The following is a 24,191-nucleotide window of genomic DNA, read 5'->3' on the forward strand; positions in this document are numbered from 1 at the left end:
CCCGCGCGACGCCCGCGTTCTAATCAAATATTTTTAAAAAACAGTTCCATACGGGGGGGGGCTCGACAATTTGCTTCTTTGGGTTTTTATTGGGGGCGCTATAAAAACACATAGTAAGCTCCTCTGCTTCCGTTCCGTGCACCCGCGGTACCCTGAACCATGGACGTAGTGGTCATCGAAACTCCCCAGCTGGGGGACCGGAGCTACTTGGTGCACGACGGCAGCGTTGCGCTGGTGATCGATCCCCAACGGGACATTGATCGCGTTGAAGCTGCCGCCCGCGAAGCCGGCGTCCGGATCACGCACGTGGCCGAAACCCACCTCCACAACGACTACGTCACCGGTGGCCTCATCCTGGCTGAACAGCACGGTGCCGACTATTTGGTGAACGGTGAGGATGAGGTGGCGTTCACCCGCGTCCCCGTCACCGATGGCCAGGTCCTGCGCGTCGGCAGGCTCTCGGTTTCGGTCGTTGCGACGCCGGGCCACACGCACACGCACCTCTCTTACGTGGTGAGGGATGACACCTACGACGGTGGGTTGGAGGCTGTGTTTTCCGGCGGCAGCTTGCTCTATGGTTCGGTAGGGCGGACGGACCTGGTATCGCCGCACGACACCGCAAAGCTGGCCCACGAACAGTACTCCTCGGTGCGGCGCCTGGTGGATGCTTCCCGTCCGGAGGCTGCGCTGTACCCGACCCATGGCTTCGGATCGTTCTGTTCGATCGGGCCCGCGAGCCGCCAGGAATCGTCCACAATTGCTGAGCAGGCAAAGTCCAACCACGCCCTGACGGATCCCCACGAGGACCACTTCGTTGCAGAGTTGCTGGAGAATATCTCCGCCTATCCTGCCTACTACGCCCACATGAGCCCACTGAATGCGGCCGGACCGGGTCGCCCGGACCTGACAGTTCCGGACTCCGTTGATCCCGTGGAGCTGAGCCGGCGGTTGAGGGCAGGGGAGTGGGTGGTGGATCTGCGCCACCGCGTGGCCTTCGCTGATACCCACCTTCAAGGCAGTGTGAGCTTCGAGTACGGTCGCGGGGACAACTTCACCAGCTACCTCGGTTGGGTGATCCCCTGGAACCAACCGCTCACGTTGCTGGGCCCACACGGCGAGGTGGAAAAGGCGATCCGCGACTTGGCGAGGATCGGCATCGACAACCCGGATGCCGCCGTCGGGCCTGACTCAACGGGTCTGGACATCGGAGCCCTGGCACCGCAATCTCCCCGGGCGAGCTATGAGCACGGAGATTGGAACCTCTTTGCAAGCGAGCGGAAGCCGGAGGACGTGGTGTTGGACGTCCGGCGTCCTGACGAGTTCAAGACTTCCCATATCAAGGGTGCGCTGAACGTGCCCGTCTACGAGCTCCTCGCAAGGATCAGTGAGCTGCCGGATGACAGAATTTGGGTGCACTGTGCCACGGGCTACAGGGCGAGTGTTGCCGCCAGCTTGCTGGACCGGGCCGGGCGGGATGTGGTGCTCATCAATGCCAGGTTCAAGGATGCCGCCGGGGCCGGCATCGAAACAACCTAGTTACCGCGGGCCCTGGTCCGAACAGTAGTCCAGGTTCCGGTACACGCTGCGCACGGCGGCGTCGGGATCCTGGGCCTCAATCGCGTCCACCAGTTCGTCGTGCCCTTCGCGGGGGATGCCGTTGAATCCGCCCTTGCGCTGCTGCCGGAGGAGGTCGTTGTGGAAGACGCCACCGAAGGAAACGTAGAGCTGGTGCAGCAGCGGATTGCCGGAGGCCAAGGCAACGCGCTCGTGGAATTCCCAGTCGGCGCTGGCCCACGTGGGGTAGTCCTCGGCCTGCCAAGCATCGTGGCGTAGCGCCAGGAGGCGTCTCATTTCTGCCAGATCCTCTGCGGTGGCGTGCTTGGTGGCGAGCCGGGCGGCCTGGGTATCCAAGCCAAGCCGGACCTCAACGATGTGTTCCTGCGTGTGCTCCAGGTACATGCGCTGGGCCGCGCCGGACATCTCACTGTTGGCCCGGACATAGGTGCCGTCGCCGCGTCGGACCTCCAGCATGCCGGAGTGGGCCAGCGCCTTGATGGCCTCCCGCAGGGTTCCCCGCGAAACACCCAAGGTGGACATCAGCTCGGGCTCCGCGGGGATCCGCTCCTGGAGTGGCCATTCGCCGGACTTGATCATGTCCCGCAGCTTGGAAGTAATCTCCTCGGCCAGAGCCGGGCGATGCGATGGAGTCAGGGTCATGCAGTCCTCGGTCCGGTCTTGGTGGCAGTGCGCTTGCTGGTGAGCAGGTGGCAGGTGACCATGAGCGCTACCGCCACGATGGACAGCAGGCTCAGGGGCAGTACCCAGCCTCCGGTGGCGCTGTGGAGGAGTCCCATGCCAAAGGGACCAATTGCCGCAATCAAGTATCCCAGCGATTGGGCGATGGTGGAGAGCGCGGTGGTTTCCGCCGTCGACCGTCCGCTGCGGCTGATGATCACCAAAACCAGCGGGAAGATGCCCAAGCCGAATCCGAACAGGACGGCCGGGACAACCGCCAGCGACGTCGGCAGCCAGACCATGGCGGCGATGGCCAGCAACGTGGAGCTGCTGGCGAGGTACAGGGCGGGGCGCAGCATGCCGGGCCGAGACCCGAAGGCCAGCAGGATCATGCCGGCGGCGACGGAGACCAGCTGCATGACGCCGAACTGAAGGCCGCTTTCGGAGGCGCTGAGGCCCTGGGAGGTCAGGATGTAGGCGAACCAGCTCATCACGGCGTAGGCAAGGAAGGCCTGGAACGTAAAGATCGCTGTAATCAGGATGCCCAGCCGGGTGCGGAGCAACGGCCACATGGACACGCGGGGCCGATCAGTCTTGGTGGCGCTCCGGTGCGTGTGCAGGACGATCGGCAGGAAGCCGAGGAGGGCTGCGACACCCAGCAGGCCCCAGGCGGCCAGGCCCATGGACGGTGAGCCGAGTTCCTGCGCCAACGGAACGCTGACGACTGCGGCGAAGGTGGCGCCGCCGGACATGGTGAAGGTGTAAAGGCCGGTCATCATGGAGGTGCGCTCGGAGTAGTGCTCGCGGATGAAGGACGGCATGGCCACATTGCACACCGCCAGTCCGGACATCGCCAGGACCGTACCGCCGAGGAGGGCGCCCGTCACTGGAACACCGCGTACCAACAATCCACCGGCCAGCAGTGCCAAGGCGATGGCGATGGCCTTCTCAACACCCACACGCCGGGTCAGCCAGGACGTTCCCATGCCGGCAACGGCGAAGCACAGCAGCGGGATGGACGGCAGGATGGACGCCACCAAAGCGCCGTAGCCCAGCACCTGCTGCAGTTCGTGGAACAGGGCAGCGGCGCTGGTGATGCCCGCCCGCAGGTTCAACCCGATGAGGACCACGGCAATAATGCCGACGACGGCGACGACGCGGGTCTTCGGGACGGCTGCGTTGACCGAAAGGGCAGGAGCAGCCTGGGCGGTGGGAATCGTAGGGATGTTTCCGGTGCTGGGGGTAAGGGGAGTCGTCGCGGCCATATCTAAAGGTTAGACGTTTGATGTCTAATGTGTAGAGTTATGTGGCGAACCTCTCCGGCTGTGCGCGGATGGGGATCCTTAGCGGGGGTTGCGTGAACCCAGTCGCTGTACCGCCAACGCCAGCCAGAGCTGCACCCGGTCCTGCGTCTGCGAAGGGTCGTAGCCCGTCAGTTCGGTGATCTGCGCCAGACGGTATCGCACGGTATTCCGGTGCAACGTCAGGGCTTCGGCGACGGCGGCAACAGACCCGTTGTGGTTCAAGTAGCTTTCCAGGGTGGCCACCAACTCGGCCCCATGAGCGGCGTCGAACTTCCGGAGAGGCGTCAGCGACTCGCTGGCCATATCGGCCAGGGGAACGTCCTCGCTGGCGAGGAGCAGGGACGTCAGGCTGAGGCGCTCCGGCTCGTTAACCGGCAAGCCGTGCGCCACGGCGTCGCGCGCTTCAAAGTAGCTCCAGCGCAGGCCGTTGGGCTTCGTGTAGGCGCCGCCTATTCCGATCACGGCGTGGATACCGGCCTCCTGCAGGTGGTCGCTGAGGCTCTTGGCCAAGGCGGTAGCGGAACTGCCGTCATCGCTGATGACGGTGACAAGGTCCTTCCCGACGACGGCGCTGACGCCGGCTTCCAGCGCCTGGGGCAGCGAAATGCTGACCAGTTGCTTGTGGTGTGCCGCGGATTCGGCAACGAGTACTACGTTCTTACGCGTGCTGTTGATGCCGACGCCGGCCAAGCGGCGGGCGGCCTCGATGGTTTCCAGGGTGCCGTGGATGACGTCGTCCAGCACTTGCCCGGCCATGGCACGCTGGGACTGGCGCTGCTTGACCATGTTGTTGAGTTCCACGCTGATGAGGTTCTGCGCGTAGCTGACGATTCCGGAGTCGACGAAAGGCTGCCGCAACCACAAGGTGCAGGCGTCCCTGCGGCCGGTGGGAATCGGATACGAAGCCCAGCCATCCGCCGTCGGCGCGGGCTTGCCGGCCACGCTGTTGTAGAGCTGAGCGCTGAACTGGGTGAGCACAACATCGGTGCGGAGCATGCTGCCCAACTGCTTGAGGAGTTCGTTGAGGCCACCGCCGGTGAGCAGGGAGCGGGCAAGGATCTGGTGCCCGGCCAGAAGCCGTTCCAGGTTGGAGTAGTGGTCCGCTGAGTGGGACTCGGCCACGAGCTTGCCGATGGCGATGAAGGGGATCTCGTAAGGGACCTCCACCAAGGGCAGGCCCCAGCGGTTGGCCTCAGCGACCAGGGCATCGGGAACCGACTCGTGGGTCAGGCCAATGCCGAAACCGATCCCCACGGCTCCCGCGCGCTGGGCTTGACGGACGAAGCGCCGCTGATCCGCCGCACTCTTGAGGCGCAGGCCCGTGGTGAGGACCAATTCGCCGCCGCTCAGGAAGCGTTGGGGGTCCTCCAGCTCCGTCACCGCGACCCAGCTGATGTCTTGGTTCAGCGTGGTTTCGGCAAGTCCTGCCTGGCGGAGTTTCAGGGAGGGGACAGCGACGAGTGAAGCGAGGGACATTGCCATGGTTAAAGCGTAACCCTGCACTGGTCAAGCGCACTAAGTGGGGGGTTGTTGTGTGTGCAGCTGGCTATTCCTTGGACCCCCTCCCTGGCATAGGCTCTGATCAGCTAAACCCATGCCCAGACTCCGAAAGAGGGTTGCACACCGTGGTTCAAACCTTGCAGAACTTCATCAACGGCGAATTCGTTACGCCGGTAGGTACGGGTCTCCTTGACATCGTGAACCCCACCAATGGGGAGATCGTTGCCAAGTCGCCGATTTCGGTGCAGGCCGACGTCGACGCCGCCATGACCGCTGCCAGCGACGCCTTCAAGACGTGGAAGCACGTCACGCCGGGCCAGCGCCAGCTCATGTTGCTCAAGCTTGCCGACGCCGTGGAGGCCAACAGCGACGAACTCGTTGACGCCCAGCACCGCAACACCGGCCAGGTACGCTCCCTGATCGCTTCCGAGGAAGTTGCCGCCGGCGCCGACCAGCTCCGCTTCTTCGCCGGTGCTGCACGCATCATGGAAGGCAAGTCTGCCGGTGAATACTTCGAGGGCCACACCTCCTACGTACGTCGCGAACCGATCGGCGTCGTAGCCCAGGTTGCGCCGTGGAACTACCCGTTCCTCATGGCCATCTGGAAGATCGGCCCCGCCCTGGCTGCCGGCAACACCGTTGTCCTCAAGCCGTCGGACACCACCCCGGAATCCACCCTGGTCCTGGCACGCCTCGCCGGCGAGATCTTCCCGGCCGGTGTCCTGAACGTTGTCCTCGGCACCGGTGAGACCGGCGCCATGATGGTTGACCACAAGGTCCCCGGGCTGGTCTCCATCACCGGTTCCGTCCGCGCGGGCATCGCAGTCGCCAGCGGCGCAGCCAAGGGCCTCAAGCGTGCACACCTGGAACTTGGCGGCAAGGCTCCGGCCATTGTCTTCAAGGACGCCGACATCAAGAAGAGCGCCGCGGCCATCGCCGAGTTCGCCTTCTTCAACGCCGGCCAGGACTGCACCGCCATCACCCGCGTGTTGGTGGAGGACTCCGTTCACGACGACGTCGTGGCAGCCATGGTGGAACACACCAAGACCCTGCACACCGGTTCGCAGAACGACGAAGACAACTACTTCGGCCCGCTCAACAACGTGAACCACTTCAACGCCGTCACCTCGGTAGTGGAGCACCTCCCGGCCAACTGCAAGATCGAAACCGGTGGCCACCGCGCAGGCGAGAAGGGCTTCTTCTTCGAGCCCACCATCATCTCCGGGGCCAAGCAGACCGACGACATCGTGCAGAAGGAAACCTTCGGTCCGGTCATTACCGTGCAGAAGTTCAGCACTGAAGCCGAAGCACTCGACCTGGCCAACGACGTCGAGTACGCCCTGGCGTCCAGCGTCTGGACCACCGACCACGGCACGGCCATGCGCATGAGCCGCGACCTGGACTTCGGTGCGGTCTGGATCAACACCCACATCCTGCTGACGGCAGAGATGCCGCACGGCGGCTTCAAGCAGTCCGGCTACGGCAAGGACCTCTCCATGTACGGCGTGGAAGACTACACGCGCATCAAGCACGTGATGAGTGCACTCGACGCGTAGCGCTTCGCCCCACCCGTACGAATTTCCCAGAAAGGCAACCACCCCATGACTACCACCGCGAACGAACTCTCGTACCGCATCGAGCAGAAGCGCAACATCAACGGCGCCTTCCCCGGCCCCAAGTCGCAGGCCCTGGCTGAGCGCCGCTCCGCCGTCGTTGCTGCCGGCGTCGCCTCGGGTGTCCCCGTCTACGTTGAAGACGCCGACGGCGGCATCATCCGCGACGTTGATGGCAACTCCTTCATCGACCTCGGTTCCGGCATCGCCGTGACCAGCGTCGGCGCTTCCGACCCCGCCGTCGTCGCCGCCGTCCAGGAAGCAGCTGCGCACTTCACGCACACCTGCTTCATGGTCACCCCGTACGAGGGCTACGTTGCAGTTGCCGAGCAGCTGAACCGCCTCACCCCGGGCGACCACGCCAAGCGCACCGTGCTGTTCAACTCTGGCGCTGAAGCCGTGGAGAACGCCGTCAAGGTTGCACGCCTGGCCACCGGCCGCGATGCCGTGGTTGCTTTCGACCACGCGTACCACGGCCGTACCAACCTGACCATGGCACTGACCGCCAAGGCCATGCCGTACAAGACCAACTTCGGCCCGTTCGCGCCCGAGGTCTACCGCATGCCCATGAGCTACCCGTTCCGCGAAGAGAACCCGGAGATCACCGGTGCCGAGGCCGCCAAGCGCGCCATCACCATGATCGAGAAGCAGATCGGTGGCGACCAGGTTGCCGCCATCATCATCGAACCCATCCAGGGCGAGGGCGGCTTCATCGTTCCGGCCGAAGGTTTCCTCCCGGCACTGTCCGCTTGGGCCAAGGAAAAGGGCATCGTCTTCATCGCTGACGAGGTCCAGTCCGGCTTCTGCCGCACGGGCGAATGGTTCGCCGTTGACCACGAAGGTGTTGTCCCGGACATCATCACCATGGCCAAGGGCATCGCCGGCGGCCTCCCGCTGTCCGCGATCACCGGCCGCGCCGACCTGCTCGACGCCGTTCACCCGGGCGGCCTCGGCGGCACCTACGGTGGTAACCCGGTCGCTTGCGCAGCAGCACTGGCAGCCATCGACACCATGGAGCAGCACGACCTCAACGGCCGCGCCCGCCACATCGAAGAGCTCGCCCTGGGCAAACTCCGCGAACTGGCTGACGAAGTTTCCGTGGTTGGCGACATCCGTGGCCGCGGCGCCATGCTGGCTATCGAACTCGTTCAGTCCGGCTCCAAGGAACCGAACGCTGAACTGACCAAGGCTGTGGCCGCCGCTTGCCTCCAGGAAGGCGTCATCATCCTGACCTGCGGCACCTACGGCAACGTGATCCGCCTGCTCCCGCCGCTGGTCATCAGCGACGAACTGCTGATCGACGGCCTCGAGGTCCTCGCCGCAGCCATCAAGGCACACGCGTAACTCACACCGTTTCAAGCAGCAACGCGGGGTCACTTACAGCCCATGTTTACCACTCGGATGGGCCGTAAGTGACCCCGCGTTGCTTTCAGCTAGCTGCCCAGCGTCAGGTTCTTCTGGTGGCCATGACCGTCGAGCTGGACCTCAATGACCACCGGGTTGGCGCTGACCAAGACCACGCCGGGCCCGGAATCCACCAGCGTGCTCCAGTCGGACCCGGCGAGCGTGATCCTCACAGCAGCCTGCGTTCGGGACGGATCTGCCACGGCCAAGGTGAGCTTGTCCCCGGTCTGGTGTGCGGACACGGTGCACGGCCCGGACGCTGTGTACCCGCCGGCTGAACCTGCCGCGAAGAAGTTGGCCATGACCAGCTTGTCCTTGCCAACCTCCACCATCTGGACTTCGGCAGAGTTGGCCAGGACCTTCACATCGGGGTTGGCGGACTGGGAGAACGTGGTGGAGTGGCCGGCAGCGGGCAAGACCATATAGGCGTAGCCGGATGCCGCCGGGTCACTACCGTGCCGATGCGTAATGGTGACGTAGTCCCGGGTGACCGGATCGGTGGTGCCGCCAGTGTCCGCCCCTGAATTCACGTCGAACCAGCTGCCCGTCCGGCGAACCACCGCAACATCAGCAGACCCGGAAACGCCAGGCGCATCGAGGAAGACGTAGCCTCCGTGCCCTTCAACGTGCGCGGACCGCTTCAAGACCACGGGTGTGTCGCCCGGCGCCATACGACGATTCCGGGAGTCGGTCCGCACCGACGGTACGGACCCAACCGCGAAGGACCTGTTCTCTATGGTGGTCTGTACCGCAGCGCCGCCCGTACCGGTGATTCCCGCCCCGAGGCAGACCACAGCATCGTCCAGGAAGAACCATGACTTCCGACCGGACAGGGTCTTGTTGTGGTTGAGGTGGTCCATGCCGATGACGCCCCAGCGACCGTCCACGGTGAGTCCACCGGCGAACGCCTGGAAGGCACGGGGGATGCCGGTCCCTGCCCCGCCAGCGCCGCTCGCCCTTACTTGATCGTTGACGGTGGTGCCGGGAAGGGCGTATGGGTCAACTGTCGGCCAGAAGTCAGCGCTGAACTGGGAAGGATCCTGCCGTGTGTACAGGAAGGTCATCCCGTCGCCCTGGTACCAGCCGAGGTTGTTCTCACTGTTGCCCCACTCGTAACGGCCGATGCGCTTGGAGGAGAGGTTCACGGTGCAGCCCCAGTCCGGGCGGTGATGGACCAAACGGTCTTGGTCGGCAAACATACGGCTGTAGACGGGTGCCGGCACAGCGACCACGGAGGTATCTGACAGGACGCCGAGCGAGAGCAAGGACTTTGCCAGGCTCTGCGTTGGATGCCCCACGAGTTTCTGGTCCGCGCAGCGTTCCAACCAGCCCTTGGCCAAGGCCAGGAACCGTGAACGGTAGGGTTCATCGCAACCCGGTGCCAGCAGCAGGACAGCGGAGATCAGTCCAAAACCGCTGACGTAATCGGGTTCGCGTTGGCGGGAGACTGCACGGCCACGGATGGTGTCCATGATCCGTCCGTCCCAGACGAACGGGGCATAGGTCTCCTCCACGGCGTCGAGGAGCACGGAGCGCTTGGGGTCGTTCACTGCCCACGTGCTTCCGCCCAGCATCGCGACGATTTCGGCGATGCCGGCCAGGGCCACCACGCCGTAAGTGCCCGCGTAGGGCAGGTAAGAGTGTTGGACATAGGAACCATCGGCGTAAAAGCCGTCGCCGCTGGTGACGTAGGTAAAGACACTGTTGATCCCGCCGCGGACGGTGTCGCTCAAGGCGTCCCTGCCCAGGGCGATCTCGTCCGGTTTGTTGTCCAGGATGCCCCGCATGCAGCAGGCCAGCGACTTGTCCACGCGGTTGGCGCCGGTCTCCGCCAGGGATGTGGCACGGCCGCGCCAATTCGGGTTGGGCGCAAACCAACGCACGGCTGCCAACAGGGATGTCCGCAGGGCTTCGGGAACTTCGGCATGAAGCAGGGTGAGGATGTCCACGGTCTTCCGGGGAACGCCGATCTCCCAGAACCACCAGTTGCCTGCTGCCTTGGTGGACGGTTTGTACGCCGTGTCATTGAGGAGCTGCAGGCCCGCCACAATGTCGGCGGCCAGTTCCGGGTTTCCTGCATAAGGATTGCCGGGGACTGCATACCCCAAGGCCATGTCGTACAGGCGGTTGAAGTGCAGGCCCATATTGCCTGTAGCAGCAGTGGACTGTCCGATGCCCGTCAAAGGGATATCGCTCCACAGGGAGGTCCGCGCCGGGGCCTTGTCCAAGGAAGTCCACCATTTCCCGGTGGTCTCGCCCATGCCTTCAAGTTGCGCTGCGAGCTCGGGGATGTCTGCGGCGCTCTGGCCTCCGGTGAGGACCAACCGGCGTCGATCGATCAGTTCCTGAAGCCCCGAAGCGGCAAACGAAGGCCCGGCCTGGGAAAGCAGGGCACCCGCGAGGGCTGCTGCACCTCCTGCGCGGAAAAGGGTCCTGCGGCTCATTGTGGGTCCATTGAAGTTCAAAACTGCTCCGTTCAAAACTGTTCCAGGCGTGATGGGGTGGACATTGCGGTGAAAGTTTCCGCAACTTTATGTCCGGTTCCCGGCCACCTCAACAGAAATGAACAAAACTGCTCAGGCCTTGTTGGGAGGCGAAACCGAGTCCCGGATGACTATGTGGGTGCCGACCGTGAGGGTGTTGTCAGAGGAGGCGCCGGCGTCGTGCGGTGACTGGGACAGGGCCAACCGCACGGCTTCACGACCCAGTTCTTCCAGCGGAACGCGGACCGTGGTGAGCCGCGGTCGAAGCTCGCTTGCCACCGGAACGTCGTCGTAGCCAACCACTGAGACATCCTGGGGAACCCGGATTCCGCGCTCCTCGAGCGCCTCCAGGATTCCGGCGGCCACGAGGTCGTTGGCACCGAAGACCGCAGTGAAGTCGATCTCCTGGTCCAGCAGCTCGCGCATGCGGCTGTATCCGAAACCACGGCCAAACGCGCCCTCGTGGACCAGCGAAGGATCCCGCTCAATGCCGCGGGCATCCAGGGCGCGGTAGAAGCCGGCAAGCCGGGAGGCCGTCGTCGAGAAATCGCGGGGGCCGCCAACGTAAAGGATCCTGCGGTGTCCCTGGGAGATCAGGTAGTCGGTGATCGCGAAGGCACCACCTTCGTTGTCGTAGGTGACCATTTTGGTAGGGACACCGGCCCCCAACGAAGGGCGTCCGCAGAGAACCAGGGATGATCCGGCCGCAGCCAGTGCACGGGCACGGTCGGCCATTTGCTTCCTGTATCTGGGGTCGTCCGAGGCCCCACCCACCAGGATCACGGCATCGGTACGTTGCTCGCGCATGAGGTCCACCAGTGCGAGTTCGCGTTCCTTGTCTCCGTGGGTCGCGGTGATAAGGCACATGCGTCCCTCTGCGCTCGCCTGCCTCTCAACTCCGCGGGCGATGTAGGCGAAGAAGGGATCGGCGACGTCGTTGATGATGATTCCGACGGTGCGCGTCGTGGCACCGGCGAGGGCACGGGCATGCGCATTGGCCACGTAGCCAAGATCAGCCACGGACCGGAAGATGCGCTCGCGCGTGGCTTTTGCCACCGGGTAGTTGCCGCTCAAGGCCCTCGAAACGGTGGCCACCGACACGCCTGCCGCCTGCGCAACGTCGGCAATGGTGGCGCCGCTGCCGCCGCGGGCGTGGATCGGATCTGTGGGGGAGCTTTTCTCAGTCACTAAGCGATTCTCGCAAGATCCGCGGCCAATACCGGATAAGCCAAGGGCAAGCCCTCGCTCAATCGGCGGATTTCCATCACGGCGTGGCTGCCCAAACGGTGGATTTCGTTGCCCATCGCCCCGGCAATGTGTGGTGTCAGCACCACATTGGGCAGTGTGTGCAGCACGGAGCTGGCTGGGAGCGGCTCTGGATCTGTGACGTCAAGATACGCGTCCAGCCGTCCGGAAACCAGTTCGGCGGTCAGGGCGGTGGCATCGATGAGGGCGCCGCGGGCCGTATTGATGACCAGCGTTCCGTCCTTCATGAGGGCGAGTTGCTGCGCGCCGATGATGCCCCGCGTTTCCGCGATGTCCGGAGCGTGGACGCTCACAACATCGGACATCGCGCACAACTGGTCCAGTCCGACGGTTTCAACGCCAAGTTCCGAGGCGTCGACGACGGTGAGGTACGGATCGTAGACCAGCACCCGGGCATCGAGGTTCTTGAGCAGCCCGATCACCAGGCGGCCGACGCGGGAGGCCCCCACGAGTCCGATGGTCACGCCGTTGGTTCCAATGGTGGGGAAACCGGACGCGTTGCGCGAGGCCCCTGTGATGCGCAATTGTTCGCTGAACCTGCGGGCCCGCTTGAGGCCCATGACGATCGCGGCAAACGTAAACTCCGCCACTGGCACGGCGTTGGCGGCAGCAGATGATGACACCTCTATCCCGCGCTCGTAAACCGCGGGGGACAGGAACGTCTTGACGGTGCCCGCCGCATGGACGATGCACCGCAACCTGGGCAGCTGGTCCACCACGAAGGCGTCAATGGTGGGTGCACCCCACCCTGTGATGAGCAGTTCCGCATCTGCCAGCAGCTCCAAAGCTCCCGGCGCGGAAAAGTCCGCAATGGGCTCGGAGTCCACCAGGGTGACCATTCCGTGGAGTCTCGCCAGGTCCTCGGGGCTGAACAGGGTGCGCAGGGTGTTGCGGCCCATCACGAACGCAGCCTTGATGGTGCCGGCTTGGTGGAGGTTGGTGGTCACTGCGGTTCCGTCCGGTTCGTCGATGGAAAACTATAGAAAGCGCTTGCTATTTCCAGTCACCCTAGGCGGGCAGTTGAAATCCTGTCAATCCCGCAGAATCAAAGTTTGTATGGTTTTGTGCATGTTATTGACATCACACCGTGCAACTCGGTAGCTTCTTCTCCATAGTAAACGCTTACTATTTCTAGCCACTGAGCGCTCCCCAGGCGCCGGGCCACTCCACATCCGTCCTTGCGGCGCAGACAGAGGAAATACATGAGCAGCAACAGCCAGACACTCACGCCCCACGTGACGCCCGACGTCGGTGGGCCGGCTGCGGTGGCGGAAGGTCGCCGTCGGGGTCGACCACCAAAGGAAGCGGCCCGAGGGCAGGCCCGCAAGAAGAGCCTCATGGCCAGGATCCGACGCGACAAAGTGATGTTGCTCCTGATCGCCCCGGGCTTCGCGTACTTCGTGGTGTTCCACTATGTCCCGCTCGCCGGCAACATCATCGCGTTCCTCGATTACAAGCCGTACCTCGGGTTCATGGACAGCGTCTGGGTGGGGTTGGATAACTTCGCGGCCATGTTCCAGGACGGTGCATTCTGGGAGGCCCTCCGCAACACACTGGTGATCACGGGCCTCCAGCTGGCCCTCTTCTTCCCTGTTCCCATCTGCCTGGCCCTGCTGCTCAACAGCATCGTCTCCAACAAGATCCGGAAGTTCGTGCAGAGCGTTGTCTACCTGCCGCACTTCATCGGTTGGGTCATCATCGTGGCGGTCTTCTCCGAGGTCCTCGGCGCTACCGGGGCCGTTCCGCACCTGCTGGAAAACCTGGGCCTGCCGCGCTTTGATGCCATGACCACGCCGGAGTTCTTCCCCTTCCTGGTCACCATCCAGTCCATCTGGAAAGACGCTGGCTGGGGAACCATCATCTTCCTGGCCGCCCTCATGAACGTGGACCAGGAGCTCTACGAAGCCGCCGCCGTGGATGGGGCAAACGCCCGTCACCGGCTCTGGCACATCACGCTCCCGGGGATCATGCCGGTGATCGTCCTGCTGCTCATCCTCAACCTCGGCAGCATCCTGTCCGTCGGGTTCGAACAGATCGTCCTGCAGCGTGACAACGTGGGACCCGGTGCAGGCGAAGTGTTGGATACCTACGTCTACTTCCATGGCATTCAGGACGGGCAGTGGGGACCGGCCGCCGCCGTCGGGCTCGTCAAGGGGATCGTCGGACTGATCCTGGTGCTCGGCGCCAACAAGCTCGCGCATTTCTTTGGACAGGAAGGTGTCTATTCCAATGGCAAATCCAAGTAGCACACTGGTGGCCGGCCGGGGCCGGCGCCCGAAAAACAGGCCGAAAACAAAGGACACCCGGCCCGTCTGGATGGAAAAGCCCAAGCCGGCCGTGCAAGTCTCCAAGGCCATCGCGCTGGTGGTCATTTGCTTCCTGGCCCTGTACCCCCTGCTTGCGGTCCTCGCCACGAGCCTGTCCAGCCAAAGCGAGATCGCAAACAACAACGGCCTGGTGCTCTTCCCCAAGGAGCCCACTTTCGCTGCGTACCAGACCATCTTCGCCGGTGGCGTTGTCACTGATGCGCTGATCCGGTCCCTGGTGATCACCACCGTGGGCACGGCCCTGTCACTGGTGGTCACGGTCGCGATGGCGTACGGACTGACCCGCCGGGACCTCGTGGGCGGCCGCTTCTTCCTCATGACGGCCCTGTTCACCATGCTCTTCAGCCCGGGCATCATTCCCAGCTTCCTCATGGTCAAGGAACTCGGATTGCTGGACAGTTACGCGGCCTTGGTCCTGCCCACCTTGATGAGTGCCTTCAACCTGGTGGTGGTGAGGTCCTTCTTCATGAACCTGCCGCAGGAGCTGTTCGAGGCGGCGAAGATCGACGGCGCCGGCGACTTCCGCATCCTGGTCCAGATGGTGTTGCCACTCTCACGTGGTGTGTTGGCCGTCGTCGGGCTCTTCTACGCCGTGGGGTACTGGAACGCATTCTTCAACGCCATGCTCTACCTGAACGACGACAAGTGGCCGCTGTCCATGATCCTGCGCCAATACGTCCTGCTGGGCCAGCCCATGGGCGACTCCGCAGTAGCCGAGATCGCGGTGCCGTCGCAAGCGATCCAGATGGCCGTCGTCGTGATTTCGCTGATCCCCATCGTGATCGTGTTCCCGTTCCTTCAGCGGTACTTCACCAAAGGCGTCCTCACCGGCGCCATCAAAGGCTAGTCAAACCATTTGTGAAAGGGCATCCCATGAAATCAATCCAGACTTCCGGCCCCAGCCGCCGGAACTTCCTTTCCGTCACGGGCATCGGCGCCCTGGCGTTGTTCAGCGGCGGGGCCTTGGTGGGCTGCGGCCAGCGAACCACCACTGTTGCCTCGAACGCCAGCGAAGCATTGCTCCCCACGCACATGCCCCTTAAGGCGGCCGCGGCGGACATCGCCGGCACGGCAGAAGGCGTGCCGGCGGCGTTCTACAAGTACCCCGCACCGTTCCGAAGCGTGGAGAGCCCACCGCTCAAGGGTGGCAAGGTCACCGCCATCACCAACCTGTTCGGCACGGCCCCCAACGCCCGGGCGGACAACCCCGCGTGGCAGGCCATCGAAGCACGCCTGGGCGGTCAGGTGGAGATCACCTCGGTGTCCTCGGATGACTACGCCACCAAGTTCAACACGATCATTGCCGGCGGCGAGCTGCCCGACCTCATGCTCAACGACGGCGCCGCCGTGCCCAACATCGTGGAGTTCCTCCAGGCCAAGTGCGCGGACCTGACGCCGATGCTGGGTGGCGACAAGATCAAGGATTACCCCAACCTGGCCGCCATCCCGGAGGTGTTCTGGAAGCAAACCGTCCAGGCCGGCAAGCTCTACTCGCTGCCCATCCCGCGCAACCTGACCGGTGGCTCCGGCTTCGTGAACCAGACCCTGTTGGAGAACGTGGGCATCAAGTCCACCGAGGACATCAAGGACAAGGACGATTTCTACCGGGTGGCCAAGGAGCTCACCAACCCGTCCAAGAACCAGTGGGCGTTGGGCAGTACGAAGTTCGGCCTGACGATGCTGCACCACATGTTCCGGACGCCGAACGTCTGGAAGAACGACGGCGGCAAACTCACCAGGGCGTTCGAAACGGACGAATACATGGCCGCGATCGAGTTCGCAGCCAAGCTCTACAAAGACGGCCTCTACGTGCCGGGCTCCGAGGGCTGGACCAAGTCGCAGATGGTGAACTCCTTCATCTCCGGCAAGGTGGCCATGATCTACGACGGCCTCCCCGCTTACATTGGCCCCACCGGCTACGGCCGCAGCATCCCCGCCGCCAACAAGGCCAACAACGCCGTGCCGTTCATCCCAGTAGGCCACGACGGCGGCAAGGCACAGACCTGGTTGGATAACATCACCTTCGCCACTGTCATGCTGAAGAAGGCCGACGAAGCCAAGCTCAAGGAAGTCCTGGCGGTTGCAAACTTCCTGGCGGCCCCGTTCGGCAGCGAAGAGTACCTGCTGCTCAACTACGGAGCAGAAGGAGCAGACTACACCCTGGATGCCAACGGCAATCCCGTGGTCACCGAGCGTGCTTTGCTGGACAACGCCGTGCCGTGGAAGTACCTCGCCGCGCCGCAGCAGGTTGTCTACGACCCCAGCAACAAGGACATTGTGGACGTCATGCACAACGCCTACTCAAAGCTCATTCCGCTGGGCGTCGAAGATCCGTGTGGCACGCTGTTCAGCCCCACGAACGCCAGCAAGGGCGCCAAGCTCGGACAGCCTGTGTCCGACGCCGCCACGGCAGTCATCGCCGGACGTGGCACCATGGACGCACTCAAGAGCGCCGTGGCGGACTGGAAGAAGAACGGCGGAGACACCATCCGCGGCGAATACGAATCGGCCTTGGCCAAGTAGCCAGTCCGCACAACCCCAGTTTGCCTGAACCCAAGGACCCAACACCGTGACACAGTCCCTGCCCAACTTGCCGTGGCTACCCGAAACCAACAAAGACCAGTCCCCATTCACGGGCTGGACCCGCAGCCACTGGGAGGCCACGGCTGACCACTGGCTGGAACACATCCGCCAATATTCCAGCCCGTTGAAGGCGAGCCCACGCCTCCCTGGCCCGGTGACCCGCGACGGCGAGCGCCGGGAGGGCATGGAAACCATCGGGCGGAGCCTGTTGATGGCTGCGCCGCGGATTGCCGGTGCATGTGGCCAGGATCGGCTGGGTTTGGCGGCCTGGTACCGGGAGGCGCTGTTGGCTGGAACCGATCCTGAAGGCGCGGAACGCTGGCCGTTGGGGGTCACCTGCAAGTCTCCTTTGCTGGGGGTGACCAACTCGATCGTGGAAGCGGCGAACATCGCCTTCTCGCTCTACATTGCCCGCGAGTGGCTGTGGGAGCCCTTGTCGGCGGGGGAGAAGAAGCAGGTTGCGGATTGGTTGCGGCACCATGCCCGGCTTGAGGTGTGGGGCAACAACTGGCAGCTGTTCCCCGCAATGGCTGAGGGTTTCCTGCGTTCGGTGGGTGAGGACGTGTCGGGCTGCATTGGGGCGCGGAACGTGGCACGGGTGGAGTCCTGGTATGTGGGTGATGGCTGGTACACGGATGGGCCGGAACACGCGATCGACTACTACAACGCGTGGGCCATTCACCCGTATCTGTGGGCTTGGTACAAGATGACCGGCCGGGAGGACACCCCTGAGGGCCGCCGTCACCTGGACCGTTTGCGTGAGTTCGTGGGCACGCAGAGCCTCATGTTCGCCAAGGATGGAGCGGTGCTGCACGTCGGGCGATCCCTGGCGTACCGCACGGCTGTCCTGGCTGCGCTGTGGTGTGCGGAAATCTCGGGCGTGAACCCGCTGACCCCGGGCGCAACCCGACGTTTGGCGTCCGGTGTGCTGGCGAACTTCACCGCCAAGGGCGTAGGGGTGGATGGGCCGCCGAACCTTGGTTGGTACGGCGAACACCTGGCATCCTGCCAGGCGTACAGCGGTTTCGGCTCGCCGTACTTGGCGGGCATCGGCTTCCTTGGCTTGGCCCTCCCGCCGGAGCACCGGGTGTGGCAGGACGTGGAAGAGCCGCAGCCCACGGACGGTCCGGCTCAGCTGCGGTCCTTGCCCGATGCCGGCTGGACGTTGACCACCCACGGCGGCTTGGTGCGTCTGACCAATCACGGCAGCGATCACTGCGGCTTGCCAGTGGGAGGCGGCACGGACCCCGACGATCCGCATTACGCCAAGTTCTCCTATTCCACGCACACGGCCCCGGGCACGGGTGCTGCGTGGGAGGACAATGTGGACGGCCACCTTGCGTTGTTGGGGTCCGACGGCGTGGCGAGCCGGCGGTGTGCCCTCCGCGCCACCCGCACGGACGGACTCGTCAGCGGATCCGTGCACATTCCGCAGCTGTATGGAAAGACCTTGACCGGCACTGCCGTGACCACCGTCTCTGCAGTGAACGGGATTCATGAGCTTCGTTGCCACCTGGTCCGCGGACCGGTGGAGTATTCCGTCCGGGAAGGTGGTCATGCAGTCGCCGGAGCCCAACCCGTGCAAGCGGGCCGGTCCGAAGACACGGCATGGGTCAGCAACGGCGACGTGTTCGCGGCAGTCACAGCTATCCACGGGTGGCAGGATCCGGACACCACCCGCTATGCGGGAGCCAACGCCATGGGCGAGCACTCAGCTGTACCGGTCCTGGGGGCGCAGCGCACCAGCGGGGAAACGGTCCACATCGCGCTCCACACCCTGACCCGGGACGAGGCTCCGGCCCCCGAAACGCTCAAGGCGGCTGCCGCCGTCGTGGTTTCCGGCACGGAAGTGTCAGTCACGTGGGCGAGCGGCACTTCGCAGACTTTTGACCTGCGGACGTTTGTGCCGTGGGACGGGCAGGTGGGTAAGTGATGGACCTCAAGTACGGCGCGTCCCGCGAAAAACCCCGTGAGGATGCTGCAATGCAGCGGTTCCGGAGCCACCGGGTGGGGCAGTTCATCCACTGGGGCCTCTACTCGCTGCCGGCTGGCCGATGGGAGGGCAAGGACGTGGAGTTCGCGGCCGAGTTCCTGCCGCGCGTCGCGAAAATTCCGCAGCAGCGCTGGGAAGCGCTGGCGAAGGACTTCACCCTGGCTGACTTCGACGCCGAACGGTGGGCGGACACGGCGGTGGCCCTCGGTGCCCGCTACATGACCATCACCACCAAACATCATGACGGCTTTTGCTTGTGGCCGAGCGCCCACACGGACTTCCACATGGGCAATACGCCATCGGGCAGGGATGTCCTGGGCGAACTCGTCGCGGCGTACGAGGCCCGGGGAATCGACGTCAACTTCTACTACTCAGTGCTGGACTGGCGGCACTCGGACTGGCGTTTCACGCTGGAGGACGACGCCGACAGCCTGGCTTTCGCCCGCTACCTCGACTTTGCGATGAAGCAGTTGGAGGAACTCGCCGAGCGGTATCCGTCGGTCAAGGGATTCTGGTTCGACGGCACCTGGGACGAGTCCGTGAAAGCCAACGGGTGGTGGACCTGGGAAGTCGAGCGGATGCTGAAGGAACGGATTCCCGGCGTGGTGGTCAACAGCAGGCTCCGGGCAGACGACTTCGGCGCACGGCACGTCGATTCCAACGGAGCACTCATGGGTGATTACGAAAGCGGCTACGAACGCAGATTGCCGGAGCCATGGGACCACGGCGTGGCTGAGCGGGATTGGGAAGCGTGCATGACCATTCCGCAGGCCAGTTGGGGGTATCACCAGGGACCATGGGCCCAGGCAACTCTGAAGCACCCGTGGGATGTGGTGGACATGATCGCCCACTGCACGTCCCTTGGCGGCAATTTCCTGCTGAACTTCGGACCCCGTGGAGACGGTTCCATGGCACCGGCCGAGGTGGAGATCGCCACGAAAGTGGGGGAGTGGCTTTCCGTCAACGGGGAAGCCATCTACGGGTGCGGCTTCGCCGAGGGCTGGGACTATCCGGGGTGGGGCTACTTCACCCGTTCTGCCACGGGCGACGTCTACGCCGTAGTGACCCGGGCGCCGGTATCGGGGCGGATCCGGCTGCAGTTGCCGGCCGGAATGGCGCTCGCCGGCGTGCGGTTGCTGGGATCCGGTGAGCATCCGTTCAAGCGGCTCGCGGACTCGCTGTTCGAAATGGTCATTGCGGGTGACGCGAGTACCGGGCCGCTTGTTTTCGCCCTGGAAACCAGTGCATTGGCCCGGCCCTCGTCCGAGAAGGAACCCAACCCTGACGTGCTGGACTAAAGCAACGCGGGGTCACTTACGGCCCATAATTTCCCTTCACATGGGCCGTAAGTGACCCCGCGTTGCAGTACTACTGGGCTGCGGCCAGACGGGCCTTTTTCTTCAACACGGAGTTCTTCCGCGTGGTCCGCAGCATGTCGATGGTGAGCAGGACCAGGGCGAGCCACACGACGCAGAAGCCGATCCAGCGGGCCATGGTCATGGTCTCGTTGAACACAGTCAGGGCCACGATGAACTGAAGGACCGGCGCAAAGTACTGCAGCAGGCCGATGGTGGTCATGGGCAAGCGTCGGGCGGAGGCACCGAAGAAGAGCAACGGCACGGCGGTGATGACACCTGAGGCCACCAGCAGCCAGAAGTGGCCGGCCCCCAAAGTGGTGAGGGTTTCCACGCCCGTGACACCAAGGACCACCATGGTGATGGCGGCGAGGGGGGCCAACACCACGGTCTCCACGCTGAGGCTGGTGAGGGCGTCAACCTTGGGTCCGACGCGCTTTTTGACGAAGCCGTAGAGGCCGAAGCTGAAGGCAAGGATCAGCGCAATCCACGGCAGCTGCCCGTAGGAGAACGTCAGGACGCCCACTGCAACGAATCCGATACCCACTGCTGCCCACTGCAGGGGACGCAGCTTCTCCTTGAGGACGAAAACGCCCAGGAGGACAGATACCAGAGGGTTGATGAAGTAGCCCAAGGAGGTTTCCACCGCGTGGCCGGTGGTGACGCCGAACGTGTAGGTGAGCCAGTTGATGGCGATCAAGCCCGCTGCCAGGGCCAGTGGACCGAACACAGAACGATCTTTCACCGCAGCCCAGAAAGTCTTCCAGGCCCGGGTGATAGTGATCAGCAAAGCACAAAAGAGCAAGGACCAGACGATCCGGTTGGCTACGATCTCGATGGCACTTGCCGGCATCAGAACAAAGAAGTACAGCGGCAGCAGCCCCCACAGGCCGTAGGCGCCGATGCCGAACAGGACCCCCGCCGTCGACTCGCTCCTCACCGGCTTGTCGATGCTTCCGGTGCCTTTGCCGCCGCCCCCGACTGCCGCCGTCGTGGGTTGGTTTGAAGAAGAGCTTGAGATGATCTGTTCCGGTGTCGACACATTGTCGGCAACACCATCTCCTGACGCAATATTCCGCAATGTTTGGGAATTTCTGTGACTCCTGCCATATAAGCGGCCTGACGTAGGGTCGACATCTAGAATTGGAATCTGCGCGCCCCAACAATGGCGTGGCTCACTGCTTCGGAAGGGCTTACGGTGTCCAACTCAGCCGCAACCACCCCCAAACGTCCGCTACGCGTTGCGATCGTCGGCGCAGGTCCCGCAGGTGTGTACGCCGCGGACATCCTGACTAAATCCAATGAGGTCAAAGACGGCGACGTGGAGGTCAGCATCGACCTCTTCGAGGCATACCCGGCGCCGTACGGCCTGATCCGCTACGGGGTGGCCCCGGATCATCCACGCATCAAGGGCATCGTCAACGCCCTGCACAAGGTGTTGGATCGCGGTGACATCCGCTTCCTGGGCAACGTGACCTACGGCCGGGACTTGACGCTGCACGATTTCCGCGCTTTCTACGACGCCGTGATCTTCTCCACCGGTGCCATCAAGGACGCGGACCTGAACATCCCCGGCATCGAACTCGAGGGTTCCTTCGGAGGCGCCGACTTCGTGTCCTGGTACGACGGACACCCGGACGTGCCCCGCGAGTGGCCCTTGGAGGCCAAGGAGATCGCCGTCATTGGCAACGGCAATGTGGCCTTGGATGTCGCGCGGATGCTGGTCAAGCACCCCGAGGAATTGCTGGTCACCGAAATCCCGGACAACGTCTACGCAGGGCTGAAGAAGTCGCCGGTCACCGACGTCCATGTTTTCGGCCGACGCGGTCCCGCCCAGGTGAAGTTCACGCCGTTGGAACTGCGTGAACTGTCCCACTGCAAGGACGTGGACATTGTCCTGTACCCGGAAGACTTCGAGTTCGACGAAGCCTCCGATGAAGCCATCAAGACGAACAACCAGATCAAGACCATGGTCAACACCATGACCAACTGGCTGGTCGAAGAGCACGCCGAATCCGAGCAGCCCTCTTCACGCCGCCTGCACTTGCACTTCCTGCACAGCCCGGTGGAAGTCCTGGACTCGCCAGAGGCACCGGGGAAGGTCTCCGGGATCAAGTTCGAGCGCATGCAGCTGGACGGAACGGGCAATGCCAAAGGCACCGGCGAGTTCGTCGAGTACCCGGTCCAGTCCGTCTACCGCGCCATCGGCTACCACGGTTCACCGCTGGAGGAGCTTGAGTACGATGCCCGCCGAGGCGTCATACCGAACGACGGCGGTCGCGTCCTGGACGCCGACGGCAAGCCCGTACCGGGAATCTACGCAACGGGCTGGATCAAGCGCGGGCCTGTCGGCCTTATTGGCCACACCAAGGGCGATGCCCTGGAGACCATTGGCTTCCTCCTCGAGGACAGGCTCACCCTGCCCCCGGCCGAGAACCCGGATCCGCAGGCCATCATCGACCTCCTCGAAGAACGCGGCGTCGAATACACCACCTGGGAGGGCTGGAACCGGCTTGATGCCCACGAGGCCGCCCTGGGTGCTTCCTGGTCCGGTGGCGAAGGTAGCGGCAACGGTGTGGTCCGTGAACGCATCAAGGTTGTTCCGCGCGAGGAAATGATCCAGATCTCCCGCGGCTGACAATCTCCTCCACCCGAACTAGACTTCACGGTACTGTGCCGCCCGTTACACGCAGCGCACCGTCATTGCGGACTACCAGGGAGTTCGATGAGGAAACCCATTCATCCGCCGGTTCCAGGCAGCGATGCCGCGGAGTTGGTCCAGAAGCATGCCTTGGTTGGCCACGAACGCCTGGACTCCCTGCGTCTGGGCGCGCCCGGGGATATCGTTGGCCTCCGCCGCTTGGTGCGTGAATCCTGGCAACGCTCCGCCAGCCTGCAGGCCAATCCCGACGTCGCCGAGGCGCCCCTCGCGATGGACCAGGACGAACTTGAGGAGTACCGCAGGCAGCATCCGCTGGCCACCATCATGCCCGTGATCAAGAAGCTGCTGGTCCAACCCAGCCATGACAGCGGCCTGTTGGTGGCAGTGGGCGACGACGTCGGCCGCCTCCTGTGGGTTGACGGCGATCCCGTGATGCAGCGCCGCGCCGAAGGCATGATGTTCGTGGCCGGAGCCGACTGGTCCGAAGCCTCCGTGGGCACCAGTGCACCAGGCACCGCGCTGGCCCTTGACCGCAGCATCCAGATCTCCGGCGCCGAGCACTTCAAACGATCCGTCCACCCCTGGAGCTGTACCGCCGTTCCCTTCCACGATCCCGATTCCGGCGCCGTGCTGGGCGTCGTGGACATTACAGGCACGGAAACTGCCGTGGCCCCGCACACCCTATCGCTGGTGGAGGCAACGGTCGCTGCAGCGCAGGCCCAACTGCGGATCGAGCGGCTCCAGCTGGCCGCAGCTGTCCGCGAGAAACCGCGACGCCGGAACTCGGCTGCCACTTCCAGCCATACCCTGTATCGCAACAGCTTGCAGCTGTTGGGCCGCGACCAAGCCCTCCTCAGCATCGACGGCCGGACCGTGTCCCTGTCCGCGCGGCACAGCGAAATCCTGGCCATCCTCGGCAGCCACCCTGACGGGCTCAGTGCTGAGGACCTGTGCACGCAGCTGTACCCCGGCGACGGATCCTCAGTGACGCTGCGGGCCGAGATGGTGCGGCTCCGCAAGGTGATCCAGGAACTCAGCCCGGACGCGGTCCCCCAATCCAGGCCCTACCGCCTCCCCGTTGAGTTGCTGCCCGACTCCGGCCAGGTTCTCAGTTGCCTGCAACGTGGCGCCCACCGTATTGCCCTGGAAATCTACAAAGGTGCGGTCCTGCCGCGATCGGAGGCACCCGGCGTCGTGCAGTTGCGTGAGCGTGTCGGGCACCTGCTGCGCGAGGCGCTGCTCAGTGATGGCAGCGTCGATTCGCTGCTCAAGTACGCGGAACTGCCCGAGGCGAAGTACGACGTCGACCTCCGCCTTGCACTCCTCAAGCAGCTGCCGCCGCGCTCACCCAAGCGGGCCGCCGTCGTGGCTGACCTTGAACGGATCGACACCGAACTGTCTGCGTGAGCTGAATCACAAGGTTGCAACGTAGCTGCAACCTCCCCGCTCCTAGGCTCGGATCAATG

General features: G+C 63.9%; 17 protein-coding genes. 10 read left to right on the top strand and 7 right to left on the bottom strand.

Features of this window, described 5'->3' with window-relative positions:
• Positions 1-159 precede the first annotated feature (159 nt).
• Positions 160-1,536, top strand: a complete 1,377-nt coding sequence (locus tag LN996_RS12440; RefSeq protein ID WP_231340694.1) for an MBL fold metallo-hydrolase — start codon at positions 160-162, stop codon at positions 1,534-1,536.
• Here the strand turns inward: LN996_RS12440 and LN996_RS12445 are convergent, their stop codons facing one another.
• The 3 genes from LN996_RS12445 to LN996_RS12455 all read right to left on the bottom strand — a co-directional run bounded on the left by LN996_RS12445 (position 1,537) and on the right by LN996_RS12455 (position 5,021).
• The gene (locus LN996_RS12445; protein WP_231340695.1) at positions 1,537-2,217 is read right to left on the bottom strand and encodes a FadR/GntR family transcriptional regulator; all 681 of its coding nucleotides are present in this window, start codon (positions 2,215-2,217) and stop codon (positions 1,537-1,539) included. It abuts the gene before it with no gap.
• Positions 2,214-3,500 carry an MFS transporter gene (locus LN996_RS12450; protein WP_231340696.1) on the bottom strand — a complete coding sequence of 429 codons (1,287 nt, stop codon included), beginning with the start codon at positions 3,498-3,500 and terminating at the stop codon, positions 2,214-2,216. Before LN996_RS12450 ends, LN996_RS12445 begins: the two co-directional genes overlap by 4 nt.
• Before the next feature lie 78 nt (positions 3,501-3,578).
• Positions 3,579-5,021: a PucR family transcriptional regulator gene (locus LN996_RS12455; protein ID WP_231340697.1), complete on the bottom strand. Its 1,443-nt coding sequence runs from the start codon at positions 5,019-5,021 to the stop codon at positions 3,579-3,581.
• A gap of 143 nt (positions 5,022-5,164) precedes the next feature.
• Between LN996_RS12455 and LN996_RS12460 the strand changes: the two genes are divergently transcribed.
• Both LN996_RS12460 and gabT read left to right on the top strand, forming a co-directional pair.
• Entirely contained in the window at positions 5,165-6,595 is a 1,431-nt protein-coding gene (locus LN996_RS12460) for a gamma-aminobutyraldehyde dehydrogenase (protein WP_231340698.1), read from the top strand.
• A 45-nt stretch (positions 6,596-6,640) separates the two neighbouring features.
• Positions 6,641-7,996 (top strand): 4-aminobutyrate--2-oxoglutarate transaminase, encoded by a 1,356-nt coding sequence (gene gabT / locus LN996_RS12465; RefSeq protein ID WP_231340699.1) that lies wholly within the window; start codon positions 6,641-6,643, stop codon positions 7,994-7,996.
• 89 nt (positions 7,997-8,085) lie between these two features.
• On the opposite strand, the gene LN996_RS12470 is transcribed toward gabT, so the two are convergent.
• The 3 genes from LN996_RS12470 to LN996_RS23790 form a co-directional block, all read right to left on the bottom strand.
• Positions 8,086-10,500 (bottom strand): polysaccharide lyase 8 family protein, encoded by a 2,415-nt coding sequence (locus tag LN996_RS12470; protein ID WP_231340700.1) that lies wholly within the window; start codon positions 10,498-10,500, stop codon positions 8,086-8,088.
• 132 nt (positions 10,501-10,632) lie between these two features.
• Entirely contained in the window at positions 10,633-11,727 is a 1,095-nt protein-coding gene (locus LN996_RS12475) for a LacI family DNA-binding transcriptional regulator (protein WP_231340701.1), read from the bottom strand.
• A complete protein-coding gene (locus LN996_RS23790; protein WP_231340702.1) occupies positions 11,727-12,752 on the bottom strand; it encodes a hydroxyacid dehydrogenase in 1,026 nt (341 codons plus the stop codon). The genes LN996_RS12475 and LN996_RS23790 overlap by 1 nt, the downstream gene beginning before the upstream one ends.
• A gap of 255 nt (positions 12,753-13,007) precedes the next feature.
• Between LN996_RS23790 and LN996_RS12485 the strand changes: the two genes are divergently transcribed.
• Genes LN996_RS12485 through LN996_RS12505 form a run of 5 tightly spaced genes read left to right on the top strand, consistent with a single transcriptional unit; the run spans position 13,008 to position 20,006 of the window.
• Positions 13,008-14,051, top strand: coding sequence for a sugar ABC transporter permease (locus tag LN996_RS12485; RefSeq protein WP_231340703.1), 1,044 nt, complete (start codon positions 13,008-13,010; stop codon positions 14,049-14,051).
• Positions 14,035-14,979: a carbohydrate ABC transporter permease gene (locus LN996_RS12490; protein ID WP_231340704.1), complete on the top strand. Its 945-nt coding sequence runs from the start codon at positions 14,035-14,037 to the stop codon at positions 14,977-14,979. Before LN996_RS12485 ends, LN996_RS12490 begins: the two co-directional genes overlap by 17 nt.
• A 26-nt stretch (positions 14,980-15,005) precedes the next feature.
• A complete protein-coding gene (locus LN996_RS12495; protein ID WP_231340705.1) occupies positions 15,006-16,655 on the top strand; it encodes an extracellular solute-binding protein in 1,650 nt (549 codons plus the stop codon).
• Positions 16,656-16,701: 46 nt separating this feature from the next.
• Positions 16,702-18,648 (top strand): DUF2264 domain-containing protein, encoded by a 1,947-nt coding sequence (locus LN996_RS12500; protein ID WP_231340706.1) that lies wholly within the window; start codon positions 16,702-16,704, stop codon positions 18,646-18,648.
• Positions 18,648-20,006 carry an alpha-L-fucosidase gene (locus LN996_RS12505; RefSeq protein ID WP_231340736.1) on the top strand — a complete coding sequence of 453 codons (1,359 nt, stop codon included), beginning with the start codon at positions 18,648-18,650 and terminating at the stop codon, positions 20,004-20,006. The genes LN996_RS12500 and LN996_RS12505 overlap by 1 nt, the downstream gene beginning before the upstream one ends.
• A gap of 70 nt (positions 20,007-20,076) precedes the next feature.
• Here the strand turns inward: LN996_RS12505 and rarD are convergent, their stop codons facing one another.
• Positions 20,077-21,144: an EamA family transporter RarD gene (rarD, locus tag LN996_RS12510; RefSeq protein WP_231340707.1), complete on the bottom strand. Its 1,068-nt coding sequence runs from the start codon at positions 21,142-21,144 to the stop codon at positions 20,077-20,079.
• A gap of 117 nt (positions 21,145-21,261) precedes the next feature.
• On the opposite strand from rarD, the gene LN996_RS12515 reads away from it, so the two are divergent.
• Both LN996_RS12515 and LN996_RS12520 read left to right on the top strand, forming a co-directional pair.
• On the top strand, positions 21,262-22,701 hold the full coding sequence (locus LN996_RS12515; RefSeq protein ID WP_231340708.1) for an FAD-dependent oxidoreductase: 1,440 nt from the start codon (positions 21,262-21,264) through the stop codon (positions 22,699-22,701).
• A gap of 87 nt (positions 22,702-22,788) precedes the next feature.
• A complete protein-coding gene (locus tag LN996_RS12520; RefSeq protein WP_231340709.1) occupies positions 22,789-24,132 on the top strand; it encodes a GAF domain-containing protein in 1,344 nt (447 codons plus the stop codon).
• Positions 24,133-24,191 lie beyond the last annotated feature (59 nt).

The sequence above is a fragment of the Arthrobacter sp. AK01 genome, assembly GCF_021109375.1.
Taxonomy (GTDB): domain Bacteria; phylum Actinomycetota; class Actinomycetes; order Actinomycetales; family Micrococcaceae; genus Arthrobacter.

Excerpts from the sequence above, each read along its gene's own strand:
- LN996_RS12440 (WP_231340694.1), top strand. The coding sequence starts at position 160 with ATGGACGTAGTGGTCATCGAAACTCCCCAGCTGGGGGACCGGAGCTAC.
- LN996_RS12445 (WP_231340695.1), bottom strand. The coding sequence starts at position 2,217 with ATGACCCTGACTCCATCGCATCGCCCGGCTCTGGCCGAGGAGATTACT.
- LN996_RS12450 (WP_231340696.1), bottom strand. The coding sequence starts at position 3,500 with ATGGCCGCGACGACTCCCCTTACCCCCAGCACCGGAAACATCCCTACG.
- LN996_RS12455 (WP_231340697.1), bottom strand. The coding sequence starts at position 5,021 with ATGGCAATGTCCCTCGCTTCACTCGTCGCTGTCCCCTCCCTGAAACTC.
- gabT (WP_231340699.1), top strand. The coding sequence starts at position 6,641 with ATGACTACCACCGCGAACGAACTCTCGTACCGCATCGAGCAGAAGCGC.
- LN996_RS12470 (WP_231340700.1), bottom strand. The coding sequence starts at position 10,500 with ATGAGCCGCAGGACCCTTTTCCGCGCAGGAGGTGCAGCAGCCCTCGCG.
- LN996_RS12485 (WP_231340703.1), top strand. The coding sequence starts at position 13,008 with ATGAGCAGCAACAGCCAGACACTCACGCCCCACGTGACGCCCGACGTC.
- LN996_RS12490 (WP_231340704.1), top strand. The coding sequence starts at position 14,035 with ATGGCAAATCCAAGTAGCACACTGGTGGCCGGCCGGGGCCGGCGCCCG.
- LN996_RS12495 (WP_231340705.1), top strand. The coding sequence starts at position 15,006 with ATGAAATCAATCCAGACTTCCGGCCCCAGCCGCCGGAACTTCCTTTCC.
- LN996_RS12505 (WP_231340736.1), top strand. The coding sequence starts at position 18,648 with ATGGACCTCAAGTACGGCGCGTCCCGCGAAAAACCCCGTGAGGATGCT.
- LN996_RS12520 (WP_231340709.1), top strand. The coding sequence starts at position 22,789 with ATGAGGAAACCCATTCATCCGCCGGTTCCAGGCAGCGATGCCGCGGAG.